Source organism: Tepidibacter sp. Z1-5 (genome assembly GCF_037844525.1).
Classification (GTDB): domain Bacteria; phylum Bacillota; class Clostridia; order Peptostreptococcales; family Peptostreptococcaceae; genus Tepidibacter_A.
Genome location: NZ_JBBMMD010000038.1, coordinates 11,483 through 32,983, shown reverse-complemented (window position 1 = coordinate 32,983; position 21,501 = coordinate 11,483). Strand labels below are relative to the sequence as shown.

The following is a 21,501-nucleotide window of genomic DNA, read 5'->3' as shown; positions in this document are numbered from 1 at the left end:
GGTGAATATATTGCCCAATTATAAATACAGTGCTATAGATAAATCGGGTAAGAAGATTGAGGGAAAGTATACAGCGAATTCAAAAGAAGAAGTTTTGTCAATGCTAAGGCAAAATAATTACTATCCTATGAAAGTAGAAGAAGATAAAGGAAGTAAAGAGATAAGAATTGGAGATTATTTTAAAAAAATAAAAACGAAGGATATAGCGATTTTTTGTAGACAGTTTTATACACTATTAAATGCAGGTATTACAATAATAAGTTGTTTAGATATTTTGAAACTTCAAACTGAAAATAAAAAATTAGCAAAAGTTATTGGAGATGTTCATGATGATGTTCAAAAGGGACTTACATTCTCCGAAAGTCTTAAAAAACAAAAGGATGTATTCCCAGAACTACTTATTAATATGGTAGAAGCCGGGGAAGTAAGTGGTAACTTAGATGTAATAATGGAAAGAATGTCTTTTCATTATGAAAAAGAAAATAAAATTAATAACAAGATAAAGGGTGCTATGGCATATCCTATAATATTAAGTATAGTAGCAGTTGGGGTAGTAACATTTTTATTAACATTTGTTATGCCGACTTTTGTAGGAATGTTTGAAAGTAGTGGAGTTGAACTACCTCTTCCAACTAGAATACTTCTTAGCATAAGTAATGGTATAAAAAACTATTGGTATATTTATTTGTTGACACTTTTTGTCGGAATATATGGTATAATAAAGTATGCTAAAAGTGAAAGTGGGAAAATGTTAATAGGGATTATAAATTTCAGAATACCTATAGTTAAAGGAGTAACACAAAAGATAATTACATCAAGATTTACAAGAACATTATCTACATTATTATCAAGTGGAGTACCTTTAATACAGGCACTTGAGATTGTAGCAAAGATTGTAGGAAATATAATTGTAGAAAAAGGAATACTTGAAGCTAAAGAAGAGGTTAGAAAAGGTATAGACCTTGCAAGTCCTCTTGAGAAGATAGGAGTATTTCCACCGATGGTTACTTCTATGATAAAAATAGGAGAAGAATCAGGCTCGCTTGATGAAATACTTGAGAAGACAGCTGATTTTTATGATGAAGAACTAGAAACAGCATTGGGGCAAATAACGACGTTGATTGAGCCGATTATGATTGTTGTTATGGGTGGTATAGTTGGATTTATAGTTATAGCTATGATAATGCCTATGTTTGATATGATGAATACGATACAATAATATATGGGAACTGTGAAGTATTTTCTGTAGTTGGGCACCTGGAAGATATGGAGTTAGTGGTGCAACCGACCGCCAAGTATTGAGCAGAAATTGTTTGATTATTTGGCTTTAGTTTTATCTAGAGAGAGGTTAATCGAAAAATGAACCTTATTAAAATACCGCTACTTAGTCAATGTTTTAATAATACTAAGGCTGAGCCTTATGAAATATATTAAAACTTCTTAAACTCCCTTACGGTCAGACAAAAGAAGTTTTTAACATATATTTCAACGTCTCAACCTAAGTATCATAGTAAAATATTAACCCAAAAGTAGCTAACATTTTAATAAGTCTCATTTTTAGGAGTTGTGGTAGATGAAAATATAATAATTTTATTTGAAAGGAGGTGAAAATATGTTAAGAGCTATTCAAAAGAAATTAAAGAATAAAAAAGGTTTTACTTTAATAGAGTTAATTATAGTTATTGCAATATTAGGAATTTTAGCAGCTTTAGCAATGCCAAGGCTTGGAGGGATAACAAATGATGCAAGAAGACAGGCTGATATTACTAATGCTAAAACAATAGCAGATTCAGTTGCTGTATTGATAGCACAGGGAGAAATAGATGTACCTGCAGCAACAGCATCTACTATTACAGTAGGTGCAGCTAGCCCTGCTGGGGATCAAGCGGAGTTAGAAAATTATCTTCAAACTGTACCTACACCACAGATGTCTAATGCAGGTGCGAATTTTGTAGTTACGATAAGCACTGCTGGAGATATTACTGTAACTGATGGAACAGCTGCAAATGTTGCTTTCCCAACACCAGCAGGAATATTTGCAAATTAATATAACAATATTAATATTTTATAATAGTGATTAGCCCATGGCTAATCACTTCCTATTATTTTTAAAGGAGAAACTTATGAACTTCATAATTTTAACCCTAGGCCTTCTTATAGGCTCATTTTTAAATGTATGTATATATAGAATACCAATAAAAGAATCAATTTCATTTCCACCATCTCACTGTCCAAGATGCAGTACTAATCTAAAGCCCATCGACTTAATCCCAGTAATAAGCTTTATATGGACAAGAGGTAAATGTAGATATTGTAGTGAAAAAATATCTAGGAGATATCCTACTGTTGAATTACTAAATGCTTTAATTTATTTAATATTATATCTAAAATTTAGTATGTCCATTTTATTTATAAAATATGCAATTCTTTCAAGTATTCTTATAGTTATAAGCTTTATAGATTATGATCATCAGATTATACCTGATGAAATTGTAATATTTGGAATTATATCGAGTTTTATTATACATATAGTACATAATTTTAAAGGTGATTCTTTGAATGGATTAATAGGACTAATTATAGGTGGGGGATTGTTTTTAATTATTGCATTAATAACTAACGCTATGGGTGGTGGTGATATTAAGCTCATGGGGATGTTAGGATTTAGTTTGGGATATAAATATATTCTTTTAATAACTTTGTTATCTTTTATTATAGGGGCAGTTGTTTCATTGATATTAATATATCTTAAAATAAAAAGTAGAAAAGATTTCATTCCATTTGGGCCTTTTATAGCCATGGCAGCTTTTATAACAATCTGTTATGGAGATGAAATCATAAATTGGTATATACTCAAAACAATAAGCTAGATTAATGGGGGGAATAACTTGTTTAATGATAAAGTGTTGTCTATAGATATAGGAAGTAAAAATATAAGAATAGTAGTAGGAAAACAAAGTAAAAATAATGTATCAGTTGAAAAAGCTATGGAAATAGAAACTCCCTCTAACTCGTATAGAGATGGAAAGATATTTGATATAGAAAATTTAAAGTCAGTGATAAATAAATATATACATAGTGAAAAAATAAAAACTAAAAAGACAATTTGTACAGTTCAGAGTACATCAATCATCAATAGAGAAATAACACTACCTGTTGCTAAAAAAGAAGAAGAAATGGATACAATGGTAAAGTTTGAGATAGAACAGTATTTACCTATTATGTTTGATGATTATATAATAGAATACAAAATCTTAGAGACTTTTATGGAAGAAGATATTAAAAAAGGAAGAATAATTGTTGCGGCACTTCCGAAAACAATAGCAGAAGATTATTTGAAGTTGATAAAAGAATTAAATTTAACTCCTGTAGCTTTAGATATGAATTCAAATGCTGTATCTAAATTATGTAAATCTAAGGTTACTATTAATGATGAAAATTCCAGTTTAGATAAAACTGTTGCTGTTATAGATATAGGACATAATCACATGAATTTAAATATGATTTCTAACGGGATATTAGAATTTAGTAGAGTTATACCTGTTGGAAGTAATGAAATAGATATAAATATTGCAAATATGCTTAATATATCTTTAGAAGAAGCTGAAAAAAGAAAAATAGAAAATTCTAATTTAAACAATAACAATAGTCTTATTTCATTAGAAATGTTAAATGATGTAGTAAAAGACTCTGTTAATAATTGGATACAAGAAATTAGAAGATTATTTAGATATTATGAAAATACAAAAAGAGAAAATAAAATAGAAGAAATATATTTATATGGTGGAGGATCGGAGATTAAAGGATTAGAAGATCACTTTAAAAAAGAATTAAATATTGAAGCTGTAAAAATAGAAAAAATGTCTAATATAAAGCTTGGTAAAGAAGCAGAAGATATAAATCTGAATCAATATTTAAACTGCATAGGATCAATTATACGAAAGTAGGTAGATGGTTATGAGAGATTTTAACTTTTTTTCACCATATATAAATCAAAATAAAAAATCAAAGAATAATAATATATTAATAATTTCAAGCATAATTATATTAATTATATCTATGGGTGGATTTACGGTATATACAAATATGAAAATTAAAAAATTAGAAAAAGAAAAATCAAAGTATGAAGATTATTTAAATTCAGAAAAAGTAGTTAAAGAGCTAGCTAAAGTGAATGAGAAAAAAACAAAAACAGAAATCATGAAAAAATACTATAATGAAGTAAGTGATATTAACATAGAAATGAATAAGGCAGATAAAATCAATACTATGTTAATGGATAGGATATCTTCAAAACTACCTACAGATTTATTTTTAAAGTCTATGAGTGTAGATGGAATAAATGTAAATATACAGGGAGTAGGAATGAATAGAACATCTATAGGAGAGCTTGAATATAATTTAAAGCAATTAGATATATTTAATTCTGTACATATATCTAATATAAGCAAAGAATCGGATGAATCTGAGAACTTCACATTTGCCTTAAAGTGCACCTTGAAAGGCGGTGAAAGGTAGTGAAATTAAGTAAAAGAGAAAAAATTATGTTAATAGTGTTAGGGTTAATGCTTATTATAGGAGGATATTATAAATTTATATTAAGCCCACATTTTACAAAGCTTGATAATATTGAGCAAGAGGTAATAGATAAAAAAGCTGAGGTTGAAAGAGTCAAATTAGAAATATCTAAGAACAATCCAGTATATAAAAACTTTAAAATTATAAATGCTAAGATAAAGTCTATGACAAAACCTTTATTCCCAAGTATAAATCAAGAAAAAATAATAGTGATTCTAGATGAAATGCTTAAAGAATCGAACTTAGAAGGGAATTCGATTAGTTTTTCTGAGATAGATATTAATGAAATTGATGTAAAAAAAGAAGAAAAAAAAGATAAAGATTATTTAATCAAAAGTCTATCAGAAGAATATAAAGGTAATAAAAAAGTAAAGAATGATGAAGCAAATAATGAAGATCAAGAAGAAAATTCAAACGAAACTGAAAAAATGACTGCAACAATTAGTTATAAAGGTAAATATAAAGATTTAATCAGTTTTTTAGAAAGAATAGAAACCTACGATAAAAAGATACTTATAAATAATATTTCAGTATCTAAATCCAAAGAAAACAATACAGATGAAGAAGGAATTGTAACTAAGGAAAATAGCATAACAGGAAGTATTGCATTAGATTTTTACTCTGTTCCCAAAATTCATGAACAGGACGAAGAGTATTTAACGTGGGATTTTGATAATGGATATGGAAAAGATGATCCGTTTGTTCCTTTTAGTGGATATTCTGAATATAATGAAAATGATAATGTTGTAAATAATGACTTTATTATGACTGTAAAGCCTATATCTTCAGATTTACCTACTGTGATAATGGGAAGGGCTATGGATAAGTTAGGTAGAAGCTATGTATACGCAGATAATCAAAACTTTGAAAATGTAGAATTCCAAATAATTCAAGTTGATAAAAAATATTATTACAAATATAAAACACAAGGAGAATCTTATCCTAAAGATTATGAAAATGATATGATAGAATTTGATCCACAGGGAACTACTGTAAATCTTAATATTATAAGTAATAAAAGGAATAGCACTGAAGATACTAGTGGTATAAATCTATCTTTAATTAACAAAACAAATTTAAAATTAAATGTAAATGTTGATTATGAAGATACTAAAAATCCTAGAGTAAAAGTAGTTAATAAGCATGGATCTGTTAAGGTGATAAAATGATAAAATCTAATAAGGGCTTGACATTGGTTGAACTTATTGTCAGTTTAGCGATACTTGGAATCATTTTGGTTCCATTATCGTCTTTTTTTGTAAATACAATAAAAGTAAATAAGAGTTCAGAAAACCAGATGATTGCAAATCAGTTAGCACAAAAGTATATGGAGCGGGTTAAATTTTCTGATTTGGATAATTCGGATTCGGAAAATATAGTGCTTCCAGATGAAGAAATAATAGAAGATGATAATTATAAGAGTTTTGAAATAAAAAAAATAGTTCAGGAATATGAACAAAATAACAAGCTTGTTAAGATTACAATAAAAGTTAAAAAGAAAAATGATAATCATGATTTAGTTGAGCTAGTAGGATTAAGAAAAATAGATTAGGGGTAGATATTATGATAAGAAAAACTTTAAATAATAAAAAAGGGTCTACCTTAATAATGGTATTAATGACATTTTCAGTACTTAGTATTTTAGGTACTGCTATATTATCCGCAAGTATCATGAATTTAAGAATGAAAAAAATTGATATGAAATCAAAACAATCTTTTTATTTAGCTGAATCAGGACTTGAAGAAGCCTATGCTGTTATAGAAGATGTAGTACAAAAAGGTGTTACGGAAGGTAAAAAAAGAGTAGATGAAAAACTAAATAAAATAGAACAACTTGTAAATGAAATGAGTGAAATCGAAGATAAAGATATGCGGGACACCAAATATGAAGAAATTAAAGAAATCAGTACACATGTAAATAGGGATGGAAGTATAAATAATGAAGAAGAATTTAAGAAGGATATGCAGTTTTGGTTTGCAGAAGGCTATGATGATAAACAAGGTTACAAAGATTATATAAATAATCATCTTATAAAATTAAAAGATTCTCAAAGTTTTCATACATCTTCTGTAAGTATAAATAGTGAAACTCCATATAGTAAATCTGATAATATAAGTGAAGGTAATAATATATTTGAACTCGTTCTAGAATCCACTAGTGTCAAAGATAGTATTGAAAAAAGAGTTAAAAGTAAATTTTCTATAGAAATACCTGATTATTATAAAGATTATTCAAATAAAAAAATAGAAGAATTTACGGAAAATGTGCTTTGGACAAAAGCCTTATTATCAGATAAAGATATAAAAGTAAAAGGAGAACAAGTAGAAGTAAAAGGTGACATATATGCATATGGAAATGAAGAAAATCCTAATATTAAAACTAAAGGAATTAAAGTAGGATATGACAATAAGTCAGGAAATTTAAATGTAGATGGAAAAATAATAACAGGAGCATATCTTCAAACTGGAGAAGATAATTCCACTATAAATGTTGTAAATAATGGAGAAATATTTTGCAATAGTTTGTCTATTCCTGATGGAAATACAGGTTCTAATATAACTATAAATGGAGATGTAAATACCTATGATGATATAGAACTAAATGGAAAAGATGCAACTATAAATATTGATGGTAGTTATTATGGATTTAATGATGGAAGTAATGAAAAGACAACTCATGACAAAAGCAGTGGTATAGTTATAAATAATGATAGTATAGGAACGGATAGTTCTACTATTGAAATAACTGGAAAAGGAAATGGTAAGTGGTATGATCCCCAATATAAAGGAACATTTATAGCAGGAACTTCATATATAGAGATTGGAGATGAATACTATCAAACTGGAGAAAGTGTATCTGTAAAAGGAAATTATAAAGCTTATTCAGATGTATATTATGACGAGAATATACATGCAAAATATGATCCAAATATTATTAAATTCGAGTATTTTTCACCATTGCTTTTGATGGATAAAGTGGAGAATGACTCTAATCCTTTATACAAACAAAGAAAAAAATACTTAATGTTAATAAGTGAAGCTAATGCAGGAAACAATATTTTAAATCTTGGTAATGGCAAGATAAATATTGAAGATGTTAAATATAGTATTGGAGCATATATAGATAAAGAAAATATTAAGGGTGATAAGGATAATCCAACTACTTATGATTCTAGGTTTAAGAAGAATCAAATAGAGTATGATTATTATGTGAATGCAATGGGAAATCCACAAGAAGATATAAAAACAATTTTAGACAGTAATGAAAACTATACTTTTCCTAAAATAGCTATAGATAAAATGTTAAAGCCTAAAAGCCATGATGAAAAAGAAGATGAAAAAGAAGATTATAGAGAAATAATTTATATTGATTTAAATAAAGGATATACATTAAATGGTGGAAATAAAAAAATAAAAGGAATAATAATAGCAGGTGGAGATATTAATATATCAGGAAATGTTGATTTTGAAGGAATTATAATTGCTAAAGGAAATATTTGTATACAAGATGATAAATCTAAAAAATTTAGTAATGATTATGGAAGAAATAAATTAAATAGTTATATACTAAATAAATTATCTCAAGATGAAGAATTAAAAAATTTATTTGATCAAGAGGGAAAGAAAAAAATAAAGGTTTTATGCAATTTAAAAGAGAGTAAAGATCAAATTTCATTATCAAAATTTATAAAAGTTAGTGAGTGGGAAAAGATAAAATAAAGAAAGGTTGCAAAATGAGATATATCTTAAAAAATAAAAAAGGATTTACATTAATAGAATTACTAATTGTATTAGCTATAACTTCAATAGTAATTGGAGCAATAAATTTATTTTTTATATCAAACTATAAAACATTCTTTAGGGCAGATAATCAAATAACGGTTCAAGATGAAATTCAAAATGCTATGAATATATTTATAGATAAAGCTAGAGGAAGTCAGGGTATAAATAGTATAAAAGGTAAAGATAATTCATGTATATTAGAAGATGATAAAAAAAATGAGGTAAAGCATATTGAATTTGAAAATGGAACAAAGGATTTAGTTTTTGAATTTAAAGAGTATCCAGAATTAGATAAATCTCAATATAAAACATTGTACTTCGGAAACTCACCTCTAACACAAAATATAAATATAAAATCTTTTGAAATAGAGCCTATTTCTAATAGTTATAAAGATTGTAAAGGAATTAGAGTGATAATTAATGGTGAAAAAATAGGAAGAGATAAATATAATGTTACTATCGAAGATGAAGTTTATTTTAGAAATTACCCAAAATAAGAAAGGGTGAGAGCATTTATGAAAAAGAAAAGAATACTTAGTTTAGCATGAGTATTTATACTTACATTAAGTCAATTAGGAGTTTTTTCATCTTATGCACAAATAGATGGAGTGTCAAGAATTACAATGAAAGTTACAGATACGTATCCGTCTATTCTTTACGCTTACAATTAGAATAATTAAAAATGAATAAAAAAACTCAGAGATTTAAATCTCTGAGTTTTTTTTATTCATTTATTGTATTTGCAATTTCTTTTACATATAATTAAATAAATGGATGAAAATGTAATTTGAAAGATTTATTTTAATACTAATTTTATTTAAGGGGGGGGGCATATGTGAAAAGAAAGCTTAATAAAATAACAAGTGTTATTTTAATTTTTAATATAATAATAAGTTTATTTATAATCTTTCCGAAAACTTCTTATGCTCAATATGATGATAAAAATGGTGATTGGAGCTTAGAGAAAGCTGTTAAGAGAGATACTGATGAAGCTCAATTAATGATCAGAGCAGGTGATATTGATAATTTTGGATTTGGTTGGGATTTGAACTTCAATCCTTTCTCTGGAAAAGACACATCTGTTCATAGTTTTCCGTGGGCTACACCAAATGATGAACCAGATGGATTAGATAAAATTATGGTAGTATCTGGATACGATTATAATAGCAGGTATAAGTCTACTGGAGTTAATAGAGATGGATATACTGAAAAAACAAGTAGAAATGGTAACTATGTTGGTAGAAAAAAGAATAAAATCTATATAAAACCTAATAAAGTACAATCAATAAATTTAAATTATGATAATTACTTAAATGGAATGGTTGTTAGAAGTGCTGTTTTGCAAATGTTTGTAGACGATATTCAGCCTGGAAATGCAAAAGGAATTAGTGGTGGAAATATTAATTATAAGGTTTGGTTAAATGATATAGAGATTCCAGAACTACAAAAGATAATCAATGCCCTAGATCAATCTGGACCAAGAGGGAAAATGATTACTTTTAAAATTCCAGATAGATACTTGGGGTTGGTATCAAATGGAAGTTTATCTGTAAAAATAGATGATGATAGGAATGGTAGAACAGGAGATGGCTATGCAATTGACTTTGTAAAATTACTGATTAACTTTAAGGAATTCTCTAGCACAGCTACAATAGAAGGGCAAGTAAGTGATACCAATGGAAATATATTAGCGGGAGCAAAGGTATCAGCAGGAGAAGGTATTGCAATTGCATTTACAGATAACGATGGTAGATATAGATTAGAAGGTATTCCGGCAGGTCAGGCACAGATTACAGCTTTTAAACCAGGGTATAGATCTCAAACTATAGCAAAAAATGTAGTTGTAGGGGGAGGATATACCAATGTGAACTTTAGATTGAAAGAGATTACAAAGCTTAGTACACCTACTTTTAGATACACACCTCAAACACCAACTAATGGGAATGTAACAGTAACTATTAACTATCAAGATAATCCTAAGATAAAAGAATATAGAGTTGGTAAAGATGGATTATGGCAAACATATAATGGTCCAGTTGCGATAACTGAAAATAACACTATTGAAGCAAGAGGAAAAGATGTATATGAGGGGTATGAAAATGAATCAGATATAGGAAGATTAGAGATAAATAATATAGATAAGACGCCTCCAACAGCAACGATTAATTATAGCACAACAGATCCGACGATCGAAAGTGTTATAGCAACACTTGTACCAAGTGAGAATGTTACAGTTACTAATAATAATGGTTTATTGACTTATACATTCACAGAAAACGGAAGCTTTACATTTGAATTTAGAGATATAGCAGGGAATACAGGAACTGCTATAGCTGTTGTTAATAATATAAATAAAAATTTACCACAAGTTAATATAAAAGTGAGAGATACTTCCGGAGTTAGAGATGAACTTGATATTAATTCTCAAAATCCATATAAAACAGTTAATAAAAAAGATTTATCTATAATACTTCAAGGAGATGCTTATGCTGATATAAATGTTAAAGGAGAAGATGTAAATTTCTTTGAATATCAATTTATAAAAACATCAGAAAAACCTCAAGATATGCCACCGGATGGATGGATTGACATTGACTTAAATAAAGAAACTATTAATGAAGATGTAATTAAAGAAAAGCAAGGTTATTTAAATAAAAGAAGCTATGATGTAAGCCATATGAAGGCTATGCAGAATGAATCAGATTGGAATAAGCCAGATTTGGTTTTTAAAGCTCCGTTTGATGGAACAACTTATAAACCTGCAACATATTCATCAAATTCATCAGAATATGGTAAATGGGAAGAATATACAAAGAAAGATGGAACTAAAAGTAAAAGATGGGATACGAATTCTATATTCATGAATAATATGGATGTGGCTTGGTCTAGCGGAAATGAAAATTTAGACTATAAAGAAGCATCAAAATTCTGGGGGTACATCAAAGTTCCAAAAGATGGTGAATATGGTTTTGGAGTAAAATCAGACGATGGATGTAAAGGTTATATAACGGTTGATGGAGAAACAACGGCTTTTGTAGATATGCTAAAAGTACAAAGTTCAACTTTTGGAACTAAAGCAAATAAATATAATTTAAAAGCAGATAAATATTATCCTATTTATCTAGAGTATTTCAATTGGGGTGGAAGAGCTCAATTTGAAATGGTTTATAGTGACAATGGATTAGTTAATGATAGTTCTCAAAAAGTTGAAGCAAACTGGTTCTATCCATCTAAAGATAATTCGCCTGGAGAATATACTAAAACTATATTCACTGGAAATAAGGGAGTTAAATTCCCATCTGAAACAGGTGATTACTATATTGCGTTTAGAACAGGAAAAGATGGTAAGGTTACTAGAGAAGGTATATATGGAGCATTTACAGTTGAAGCAAAAACAGAACTTACAATATCTAAGCGTATTATTGAAGGAGATAAAGTACTAGAAAACAATGATTTTACGATAGAATATATAATTGAACCACCATCAGAAATACCAGCTATAGGCACTTACAAGAAAGACGAAGAATATAAGGATAAGATATCTTTAACTAATATACAAATAACAGACGAGTATCCTGAATATGTGAAAAATGACTTTATTTCAGGGCAAAAAATTATAAAATATATTCCTAGTATAGAATATACTAAAGTTATAAAAAATGGTGAAACTGTGTATAAATATTCAGGAGGTTCAATAAAAGTTGAGGTTAATTTAAGCACTACAAAACCAGGAAATTATGTTTTGAGTGAAGACGGTAAATCAAAAGTGACTTTTACTGATTTTGATGGAAAAGCAAATAGAGAACAGGAATTTAATCCAATTAATATAACTGTTGTTAAAAGAAAACAAGCAGAATTTAAGTTTGATAGAACAATAAGTAAGAATAATGTTGAGGTTGATGAAAAGTTTGAGATAACTTATAACATAAAACCTAAAGACATTGAAAATATAGATTCATCTATTTCAAATTTATCAGATGAAAATGTAATTAATAATATTACATTTACAGAAACTTTACCTGAAGGAATAAAAATAGATAAAGATAACCTTCCGAGCGGAGTTACTGCTATAGATAATACGATAACTTGGAATATTGGTTCTATTACTTATAAATTAAGTGCAGATAAAACTAAGTATGTACCATCTATTGAAGATAAAAAATTTGAAATTAAAGTAATAGCTTCAGCAGAAGAGGAAGGAACTTATAATTTAGAAAATGCAACAATAATTTATGAAGATGTAGATAAAAGTACAGTATCTAAGAATATAGATGAGGTAGATATAATTACAGCAGAAAGTAAAGTTGAAATAACAACAGGAATGTTTATAAATGGACAATTCCAACTAAATAATGAGATTGATTTGGTAAAAGGATTCGAAATAGGTCTAGGTGCAGAAATTGAAAATGTTAAAAATCAGGATATAGTTTTAGAAATTCAAGATAAAGATAAAGATACAATAAATATATCTAAAGACAAAGTAAAAATATATGAAGGCATAGATGAAAATAACATTGATTTTAGCAATTCACTTTCTAATATTAATATTACAACAGAAGGAAAAATAATAAAAATTGAAACTTCAAAGATAAAACAAAGAAAGAATTATACGGTTATATACAATGTAGAGGCACTTAAAGACTCATCTATAGGTTCTGCGGAGGTTGATATAAAAGTGAATTCAGAAAAAGCAACACATAAAATCAAAATTGTACCATTGCCTAATTTAGAGTGAATTGTAACATAATATTTAAAAAAATAAAGAGTAGACAAAATCCATGTCTACTCTTTATTCTTTTTTATCTACAGTAAACAATAAAAGGATATTAACATTCACTTATAGAAATATATACTAAGGAATATTAATAATATAACAAAAATATAAAGTGATTTTGTAGAATGTTTTAACAAACAATGATATAATACAATATTGTATATTAACAAAAACAAATGAATAAAATATGAAGGAGGAAACACAACTTGGTAGGAAGAAATGATTTATGTCCATGTAATAGTGGGAAAAAATATAAAAAATGCTGTTTAAATAAAGATAAAAAAAATTCTATGCTAAAACAAAAAGTTGATTTTTCACAAAAGCACGATATAAGTATAACTCAAAAATTATATGCTTATTCTAGAAAAGATAAATTCTATGATGAATATATTAATGCACAACATAAATTCTATATAGTAGACGATAAAGAAATAAATTCTAAATTCAATTCATTCTTTAATACATACTATCTTCAAGATTATATAACTAGCGATAATAAAACTATAGCTATATCATTCTTTGAAGAAAATAAAAATAAATTAAATGTAATAGAAAAGAATATATTAAAGAGCAAATTAAAGTCTTATATAACTATATATAAAATATTAAACATAGAAGAAGATAAAGCTGTACTTAAAGACTTAATACTTGATAAAGAAATGTACATAGAAGATATCAATGTATTAAAGGATTTAAAAGTTGGAGAATTAATAATAGGTAGAATGGCTAATGTTGTAGAAGTTAACAAGTTTATAGATACTGTACTATCTATATCTGAAAAAATTAAGGATGTTATAGTAGCGGATATTAACAATATATATGAAAAGAATAAAGATGTTTATAAACATATGGAAACATTCTTAATATATAATACAAATATATTCTACAAGTATATACAACAACTAATAGATCCTGAAATAGGAACATATTTAAAAGAGAAGAAAAAAGCTTCTAATGCAGAAGAAAAAAATATAGAAGAGAATAATATAGAAGAGAATAATATAGAAAAACAAGCAGATACTAAAAAAACAGACGATTCACAAGAAGAGTGTGAAGTTAAAAATCTTATAAAAGAAAATATAGAAGATGCTTATTTAGAAGTGGCTTTAACTATATGGGAAGAGTATAAGAATAATAATGAAGTAAAAGGAACTGAAAATGGATGGGCTTCAGCAGTTGAATACCATGCTAAAAAAGAAGATGGTGTAAATGTAACTCAAAGTGCTATAGCTAAAAAATACAAAGTAAGTCCAAGTACTCTAGGTAAAAGATATAAAGAAATAAAATCAATCCATAAAATATAATATAGATTGTATTATAAGCACTGTGATATAATACTCATATATGGTAATTGTTTTGATAAATATGTAGAAAGAGGGATAATAATGAGTCTAACTTTAGGAAAAGAAATAGCTGTTTCAACTAGTTATATAAAATCAAACCCTGCTGTACCTATTTATAGAGGAGAAGAAACATTTGAAAACTTATTTGGGATGATATATCACATGGAAATAGGCTTTTATGAGAATGAAAATGAAAAAATAAAAGAATACATAATAGTAGATTTTAAAGATTACACTTTATCACAAGAAGATAAAAAAGCTTTACTTGAGAAAGCTAGAGAGTACTGTGAATCAAAAGGAAAAGATTTAGAGTCTAATACTGAAATATTCTTATTAGATAACGAAGAAGCTGAAAGCTTTGTAGAAAAATTATTTGATAATATGAAATTTATAAGAGGATTAACTACTAAAAGAGGTTAATCCTCTTTTTTATTTAGCAATAACAGAATATTCAAAATTAACCAAAAGTGGTATAATTATAGTAACTAAAGGGGGGAGTTAGATGAACTTCAATAAGATAAGTGTTAGGCTTATTTCTGTTTCTGTATTATTAATATTACTTCCGATGATACTAGTTGGATATTTCTCATATGATAAAGCAGCTCAAATAATAACTCAAAGTGAACTAAGTAAGAGTCGAACTGCTATAAGACAATTAAATGATAATTTAAATTTAGAAATAGACAATAAGTATAAGATATTTCAAGGGCTAAATCAAGCTGTTAGAAAAACTTCTGACGAGGGTGTATTAGAAGTATTCAAAGAATTTAGTCATAATAATAAGGATATATTAATGGTTTATATAGGAAGCCCTGATAAAGTTATGAAGACTTATCCTGATGTTGAATTACCAGAAGGATTTGACCCTACTACAAGAGGATGGTATATAGACGCTATGTCTAGTGATAAGCCTGTTTGGTCAAAAACTTATGTAGATGCTATTACAAACAAAAATGTAATAACATTATCAGTGAAATTATACGATGGTAACGATAATGTAAAAGGAGTTTTGGCAGTAGATATATTACTTGATAGCATAGGGGAGTTGACAAAAAGCATAGACTTAGGAAATGGGACAGATATTATAATAGGAGATCATGAAGGCAAGATAGCATTTTATAAAGATGAATCTAAGCTTGGAGTTGATTTAAAGCAAACTCTATGGGGAGCACAAATATATGATAAGAAAAAGGGAAGCATAGAGTATGAATCAAAAGATGATAAAGAAATGTTTAAAGGGAAAAAATACATAACATTTTATAACAACGATACAATAGGGTGGCAGATAATAAATGTATTTGATAAAAAAATAATGGAAAGTGAGACTCATTCTATTTACCAGATATCTTTAATCGTAGGAATATTAACAACTATAGTATCTATTATAATAAGTATATATATATCATTTGGAATAACTAAACCTATAAATAAAATAGTAGAGACTATGGATGAAGTTGGAAAGGGTAACTTTACTATAAAAAATAAATTGAAGACAAAGACAGAAATAAAATTAATATCCAAAGGTCTTAATAATATGATAGAAAAAATTAAAAATTTAATAAAAAATGTTGAACATATATCAAATAGTACACATAGTATATCTACCGATTTAGTAGACATATCTTCAACAACGGCAATGTCTGTAAATGAAGTAGCTCAAGCTATAGATGAAATAGCAAGAGGAGCAACTTCGCAAGCTAGTGAAACGGAGGGATCGTTATCAAAGATTAAGGAACTTGGAAACTTCCTAGATAAGGCATCTAATATAGCTGAAGAGATGGCTGTTAATTCTGATAAAGTTAAAAGTTCTAATGAAATGGGTATTCAGACTATAGTATTGTTGAAAAAGAAAAATATAGACACATTAAACATAGTTAAAAGTATTGAAAACCAGTTTAAAGAGCAACTATCAAAATCTATGCAAATAAATAATATAAGTGAAACTATAACACAAATAGCACAGCAGACAAACTTATTAGCTTTAAATGCAACAATAGAGGCTGCAAGAGCTGGTGAGCATGGTAGAGGGTTTGCAGTTGTAGCTGATGAGGTCAGAAAATTATCAGAAGCTACTACCCAACAAGTAAAAGAAATTGCAGAAATAGTAAACAACATTCAAATAGAGACTAATGAGACAAGTAAGATTATGAATGATGCATCTTATATAATTGATGAGCAGAATGAAGTTGTAGAAAAAACAGAAAAACTATTTAAGGTTATAGATGATATTACTTTTTCAATGATAGAAAAAACTATTGATATAAAAGAAATGTTGAACAATATAAATATAAGAAAGGTAGAATTTGTAGACTCTATGGAAAAAATAGCATATGTAACGGAAGAAACAGCGGCGTCTACGCAACAAGTATCTGCATATGCAGAGCAACAAGTAATAGATATAGAAAAATTGAATAGTTTAGCTAAAAATCTTAATTCTAGCATTGATGATTTGACTAACAATATAAAGGAATTTAAAATAAGATAGATAAAAAAGTCATGTTATTATTAAAAAATAATAACATGACTTTTTGATTATTTGCAAATAATAATATATATGATATAAACTACATATAGTGTTTTATTAAAAAGCTAAATTTGCAACTGTCTTTGAGCAACGAAGCCTATTAGGACTCGTTGGCTACATAAGCCATACGTTAGCATGAAGCGAATTTTTATAATGAATAGGAGTGAACAAAATGGATTTTATAGGAATAGAAGAAATACAACCGTATGAAAATATATATGAGTACAAAATATTTGAGTACGATGATGTAATCGAACTTGGGAATGAAGAGAAATTTATATGTGATCTAAAATTTATACAATTAAATATAAATCCTGTGTATAAGGACAGAGGAATTGACGAAACAGTAGGATATGCTGTCGTTGAGAATTTATGTAAAAATGTAAAAATACCACGTCAAGATATTGAAGAAAAGATAAAAAAATTCATAATACAAGAAATTCCCTTAATAAACATAAAAGAATCGTCTATAAATGTAATTTTCAGTCTAAATAAATAAAATGAATGTTGTTGATTTTTACTTCATCATGGTGTAAATTTATAAAGGGGGGCGGGGTTGTATGGAAAAAATGAAGGATTTACAGATGAATATAGAAGTAATGAGAGAAAGACTGAATAAATTGATAGAAAACAACAATTTTAAACTTGTTAATAAAGATATAATAGATTTAAGTCAAGAATTGGATGTTTTATTGGATAATTATGTTAAATTAAAGAAGGATAGTGTATTATCATGAAATAAACGAAAACATGACATATTTACATATAAAAATTGAAAGTCCTATTTATAAATATATGGCTGGTATTTATAAATAGGACTTTCAATTTTGAAAATTTAAAATAATAAAAACACATGAGAAAGGACAATAAATATGATAAGAATATCGAATATAAAGATGGATATAGATGAGGATATAAATAATATTAAAAAGAAAATATTAAAAAAACTCAGAATAAGAGAAGAAGAATTAATAGAATATACAATATTTAAAGAGTCAATAGATGCTAGAAAAATAGGAAAAATAAATTTTATATATACAGTAGATGTTAAAGTTAAACAAGAAAATAATATACTAAAAAAGGTAAAGAGCAACGATGTGAGATTAAGTCCACAATTACAGTATAAAGATGTGAAAATGGGAAATGAAGAATTAAAGGAAAGACCTGTTATAATAGGAATGGGACCTGCTGGGTTATTTGCAGCATTGATACTTGCTCAAAGAGGTTATAATCCTATAGTTTTAGAAAGAGGAATGGATGTTGACAAAAGAAGTGAAGATGTAAGTTTATTTTGGAACACGGGAAAAATAAATGAAGACTCCAACGTTCAATTTGGAGAAGGAGGAGCTGGTACTTTTTCAGATGGTAAATTGACTACTAGAATAAAAGATCTAAGATGTAGAAAAGTTCTTGAAGAATTAGTTATATCAGGAGCACCAGATGAAATACTATACTCTCATAAACCACATGTGGGAACAGATATATTAAAAGAAGTTGTAAAAAATATGAGACAAAGAATAATAGAACTTGGTGGAGAGGTTAGATTTAATTCGAAGGTTACAGATGTTATAGTTGAGAACGAAGCGATAGTTGGTGTTAAAGTAAATGATGAATATATAATAGATACTAGCATAGCTATATTAGCAATAGGACATAGTGCTAGAGATACTTATGAGGTTTTAAATAATAGAAATGTAAAAATAATTCAAAAGCCATTTGCTATAGGTGCAAGAATTGAACATAAACAGGTAATGATAAATAAATCTCAGTATAAAGAATTTTACGATCATCCAAGACTTGGAGCAGCCGATTATAGACTTATTTACCATACCGAGGAAGGAAGAACTACATATACATTTTGCATGTGCCCTGGTGGAAGTGTTATTGCATCATCGTCATCTAAAGGAGAGCTTGTCACAAATGGAATGAGTGAACATTCAAGAAATAAGGAAAATGCAAATAGTGCTCTTTTAGTAAATGTAGGTCCTGAAGATTTTGGAAGCAATCATCCATTAGAAGGAGTATACTTCCAACAAAAATATGAAAGGCTTGCATTTGAATTAGGAGGGAAAAACTATAAAGCACCAGTTCAATTGGTAGGTGATTTTTTAAATGATAGAGAATCTACTGAGATAAAAAGTGTAAAGCCTTCTTATAAGCCAGGATATACATTAACAGATCTAAGAAAGTGTCTTCCGAATTTTGTAGTTGAAGCAATGAAGGAAGGGTTGATAAATCTTGACAAAAAGCTAGATGGATTTGCACTAAATGATGCGGTACTTACAGGAGTTGAAACGAGATCATCATCCCCTATAAGAATAGTAAGAGATGAACAAAATTTTGAATCTGTAAACATAAATGGACTTTATCCTGCTGGAGAAGGGGCTGGATATGCTGGAGGAATAGTATCTGCTGCGGTTGATGGAATCAAAGTAGCTGAGAGTATAATAAGTAAATATCAAAAAAATTAATATAAAGTTAACATTTTTAATACAAAATTAATATTTTTAACGTAGATTTAACATTTCTCCTTTCAAAATTTGATACAATTAGACAGTAAAAAACACAGATTACAAATTCAAGGAGGACTAATAATGGCTATAAATATAGCACTAGGTATACTTGGTGGATTAGGTTTATTTTTGTATGGAATGAATTTAATGGGAGAAGGTCTTCAAAAAGCAGCTGGAGAGAAACTGAAGAAAATAATAGAAATGTTAACTAGTAATAGATTTATGGGAGTACTGGTTGGTGTATTTGTTACAGGTATTATACAAAGTAGTAGTGCAACGACTGTTATGGTAGTTGGATTTGTTAATGCGGGTATAATGCAATTAAGTCAAGCTATAGGTGTTATAATGGGGGCAAATATAGGTACTACTGTTACAGCACAGCTTGTATCATTTGAGTTAACGCAGCTAGCACCTGCCGCAGTTGGTATAGGTATGGTGATATATTTATTTGCATCTAAAGAAAAAAACAAACAATTAGCCGAAATATTAATAGGATTTGGTATATTATTTATAGGTATGGACTTTATGAAGGATGCTGTGAAGCCTTTAAGAGAGTTCCCAGCTTTTAGAGAAATGCTAGTTGGATTTGGAAGCAACACATTTTTAGGAGTTTTTATGGGATTTGGAATGACTGTGATACTTCAAAGTAGTAGTGCTGCTATGGGTATATTATTGGCACTTTCATCAGAAGGATTATTACCATTATCATCTGCACTTCCTATATTATATGGACAAAACATAGGAACGTGTATAACTGCTATACTATCGAGTATAGGGGCAACAAAAAATGCTAAAAGAGCAGCTATTATGCACTTAACTTTTAATATATTAGGAACACTAATATTCGCAATTATATTAAGTAAACCGACAATTGCACTTGTAACTAAAATGAATGCAACTGATGTAACAAGACAAATAGCAAATGTACATACATTATTCAACGTTATAAATGTTGTTATTTTATTCCCGTTTGCTCCACTTATAGTCAAGTTCGCTATGAAGTTATTACCTGAGACGGAAGATGAAAATAACGATAAAGTTACTAAGTATTTAGATAGTAGAATACTTGAAACACCATCTATAGCACTTGTAAATACTATCAGAGAATGTCTACATATGGGGAATATAGCTAAAAAATCTTTAGACAATGCTATGAATGGACTTTTCAACTGGTCTAAAGAAGAAGCTAAAAAAACATTTAAAAAAGAAAAAAAGATAAATGCTCTACAAAGAGAAATTATAGATTACTTAATTAAATTATCTAATAAAGCGATATCTAGAGACAATAGAGAGATAGTAGATGGACTATTTAATACTGTAAATGATATTGAAAGAGTAGGAGATCATGCTGATAATATTGCAGAGTTAGTTGTTGATGGAATAGAAAAGGATATACCTTTTTCTAAGGAAGCTATAGAAGAACTTAAAAACATGTTTGATAAGGTTATGGAAGCGTATAGCAATTCGTTAAAATGTATGAAAACTAATGATATAGATTTAGCGTTCAAAGTAATATCTATGGAAGAACAAATAGATATAATGGAAAGAACATGCAGAACAACGCATATATATAGATTGAATAATAGCTTATGTAATCCAGAAAGTGGTATAATATTTTTGGAAATAATCAGTAATATGGAAAGAATCGGAGATCACTCATCTAATATAGCAAGAGCTGTAGTGGATGCTCAAACTGTAAAACAACATTAAGATATAGTGGTTAAGTCAAAAATGACGCTCATTGAAATACCGCTACTTAGTCAATATTTTTATAAAATTAAAGATTGTGTCTTATTAGATATTCTAAAACTTCTTAAACTCCCTTAAGGTCAGACAAAGAAGTTTCTTGACGGATATTTAAACATCACAATCTAATGATTTATAGAAAAATATTAACAAAAAAGTAGCTAACATTTCAATGAGCGTCATTTTTTAGTTTATAATTAATTGAATACATAATAAAAAATTTTATAGATAAAATAAGAG

17 protein-coding genes and 1 riboswitch are annotated in these 21,501 nt (G+C 27.9%); all 17 genes read left to right on the top strand.

Annotation, left to right across the window (positions count from 1 at the left end):
- Position 1: 1 nt before the first annotated feature.
- The 17 genes from WJW32_RS09870 (at position 2) to WJW32_RS09790 (ending at position 21,225) form a co-directional block, all read left to right on the top strand.
- Positions 2-1,219: a type II secretion system F family protein gene (locus WJW32_RS09870; protein WP_340257820.1), complete on the top strand. Its 1,218-nt coding sequence runs from the start codon at positions 2-4 to the stop codon at positions 1,217-1,219.
- Positions 1,216-1,299: riboswitch (cyclic di-GMP riboswitch) on the top strand. Its footprint overlaps the gene before it by 4 nt.
- Positions 1,300-1,612: 313 nt before the next feature.
- Positions 1,613-2,047 carry a type II secretion system protein gene (locus WJW32_RS09865; protein ID WP_340257818.1) on the top strand — a complete coding sequence of 145 codons (435 nt, stop codon included), beginning with the start codon at positions 1,613-1,615 and terminating at the stop codon, positions 2,045-2,047.
- A gap of 76 nt (positions 2,048-2,123) precedes the next feature.
- Positions 2,124-2,870 carry a prepilin peptidase gene (locus WJW32_RS09860; RefSeq protein ID WP_340257816.1) on the top strand — a complete coding sequence of 249 codons (747 nt, stop codon included), beginning with the start codon at positions 2,124-2,126 and terminating at the stop codon, positions 2,868-2,870.
- A gap of 18 nt (positions 2,871-2,888) precedes the next feature.
- The gene (pilM, locus tag WJW32_RS09855; protein ID WP_340257814.1) at positions 2,889-3,947 is read left to right on the top strand and encodes a type IV pilus assembly protein PilM; all 1,059 of its coding nucleotides are present in this window, start codon (positions 2,889-2,891) and stop codon (positions 3,945-3,947) included.
- A gap of 10 nt (positions 3,948-3,957) precedes the next feature.
- Complete coding sequence (locus tag WJW32_RS09850; RefSeq protein WP_340257812.1) at positions 3,958-4,518, top strand: PilN domain-containing protein; 561 nt, start codon at positions 3,958-3,960, stop codon at positions 4,516-4,518.
- On the top strand, positions 4,518-5,747 hold the full coding sequence (locus WJW32_RS09845; RefSeq protein WP_340257810.1) for a hypothetical protein: 1,230 nt from the start codon (positions 4,518-4,520) through the stop codon (positions 5,745-5,747). Before WJW32_RS09850 ends, WJW32_RS09845 begins: the two co-directional genes overlap by 1 nt.
- Positions 5,744-6,130 (top strand): type IV pilus modification PilV family protein, encoded by a 387-nt coding sequence (locus WJW32_RS09840; protein WP_340257808.1) that lies wholly within the window; start codon positions 5,744-5,746, stop codon positions 6,128-6,130. Before WJW32_RS09845 ends, WJW32_RS09840 begins: the two co-directional genes overlap by 4 nt.
- An 11-nt stretch (positions 6,131-6,141) precedes the next feature.
- Positions 6,142-8,298 (top strand): pilus assembly PilX N-terminal domain-containing protein, encoded by a 2,157-nt coding sequence (locus WJW32_RS09835; RefSeq protein ID WP_340257806.1) that lies wholly within the window; start codon positions 6,142-6,144, stop codon positions 8,296-8,298.
- A 14-nt stretch (positions 8,299-8,312) separates the two neighbouring features.
- Positions 8,313-8,858 carry a PilW family protein gene (locus tag WJW32_RS09830; protein ID WP_340257804.1) on the top strand — a complete coding sequence of 182 codons (546 nt, stop codon included), beginning with the start codon at positions 8,313-8,315 and terminating at the stop codon, positions 8,856-8,858.
- 338 nt (positions 8,859-9,196) lie between these two features.
- The gene (locus tag WJW32_RS09825) at positions 9,197-13,096 is read left to right on the top strand and encodes a carboxypeptidase regulatory-like domain-containing protein (RefSeq protein ID WP_340257802.1); all 3,900 of its coding nucleotides are present in this window, start codon (positions 9,197-9,199) and stop codon (positions 13,094-13,096) included.
- 245 nt (positions 13,097-13,341) lie between these two features.
- Complete coding sequence (locus tag WJW32_RS09820; RefSeq protein WP_340257800.1) at positions 13,342-14,439, top strand: YecA family protein; 1,098 nt, start codon at positions 13,342-13,344, stop codon at positions 14,437-14,439.
- Between the two features lie 81 nt (positions 14,440-14,520).
- Positions 14,521-14,898, top strand: a complete 378-nt coding sequence (locus WJW32_RS09815) for a hypothetical protein (protein WP_340257798.1) — start codon at positions 14,521-14,523, stop codon at positions 14,896-14,898.
- A gap of 82 nt (positions 14,899-14,980) precedes the next feature.
- Complete coding sequence (locus tag WJW32_RS09810) at positions 14,981-16,963, top strand: methyl-accepting chemotaxis protein (protein ID WP_340257796.1); 1,983 nt, start codon at positions 14,981-14,983, stop codon at positions 16,961-16,963.
- Between the two features lie 211 nt (positions 16,964-17,174).
- Positions 17,175-17,501: a hypothetical protein gene (locus WJW32_RS09805; protein WP_340257794.1), complete on the top strand. Its 327-nt coding sequence runs from the start codon at positions 17,175-17,177 to the stop codon at positions 17,499-17,501.
- Between the two features lie 61 nt (positions 17,502-17,562).
- A complete protein-coding gene (locus WJW32_RS09800; RefSeq protein WP_340257792.1) occupies positions 17,563-17,739 on the top strand; it encodes a Spo0E family sporulation regulatory protein-aspartic acid phosphatase in 177 nt (58 codons plus the stop codon).
- Positions 17,740-17,874: 135 nt separating this feature from the next.
- A complete protein-coding gene (locus tag WJW32_RS09795) occupies positions 17,875-19,473 on the top strand; it encodes an NAD(P)/FAD-dependent oxidoreductase (RefSeq protein WP_340257790.1) in 1,599 nt (532 codons plus the stop codon).
- A 123-nt stretch (positions 19,474-19,596) separates the two neighbouring features.
- Entirely contained in the window at positions 19,597-21,225 is a 1,629-nt protein-coding gene (locus tag WJW32_RS09790) for a Na/Pi cotransporter family protein (RefSeq protein ID WP_340257789.1), read from the top strand.
- Positions 21,226-21,501 lie beyond the last annotated feature (276 nt).

Excerpts from the sequence above, each read along its gene's own strand:
- WJW32_RS09865 (WP_340257818.1), top strand. The coding sequence starts at position 1,613 with ATGTTAAGAGCTATTCAAAAGAAATTAAAGAATAAAAAAGGTTTTACT.
- WJW32_RS09860 (WP_340257816.1), top strand. The coding sequence starts at position 2,124 with ATGAACTTCATAATTTTAACCCTAGGCCTTCTTATAGGCTCATTTTTA.
- WJW32_RS09850 (WP_340257812.1), top strand. The coding sequence starts at position 3,958 with ATGAGAGATTTTAACTTTTTTTCACCATATATAAATCAAAATAAAAAA.
- WJW32_RS09840 (WP_340257808.1), top strand. The coding sequence starts at position 5,744 with ATGATAAAATCTAATAAGGGCTTGACATTGGTTGAACTTATTGTCAGT.
- WJW32_RS09835 (WP_340257806.1), top strand. The coding sequence starts at position 6,142 with ATGATAAGAAAAACTTTAAATAATAAAAAAGGGTCTACCTTAATAATG.
- WJW32_RS09830 (WP_340257804.1), top strand. The coding sequence starts at position 8,313 with ATGAGATATATCTTAAAAAATAAAAAAGGATTTACATTAATAGAATTA.
- WJW32_RS09815 (WP_340257798.1), top strand. The coding sequence starts at position 14,521 with ATGAGTCTAACTTTAGGAAAAGAAATAGCTGTTTCAACTAGTTATATA.
- WJW32_RS09810 (WP_340257796.1), top strand. The coding sequence starts at position 14,981 with ATGAACTTCAATAAGATAAGTGTTAGGCTTATTTCTGTTTCTGTATTA.
- WJW32_RS09805 (WP_340257794.1), top strand. The coding sequence starts at position 17,175 with ATGGATTTTATAGGAATAGAAGAAATACAACCGTATGAAAATATATAT.
- WJW32_RS09800 (WP_340257792.1), top strand. The coding sequence starts at position 17,563 with ATGGAAAAAATGAAGGATTTACAGATGAATATAGAAGTAATGAGAGAA.
- WJW32_RS09795 (WP_340257790.1), top strand. The coding sequence starts at position 17,875 with ATGATAAGAATATCGAATATAAAGATGGATATAGATGAGGATATAAAT.
- WJW32_RS09790 (WP_340257789.1), top strand. The coding sequence starts at position 19,597 with ATGGCTATAAATATAGCACTAGGTATACTTGGTGGATTAGGTTTATTT.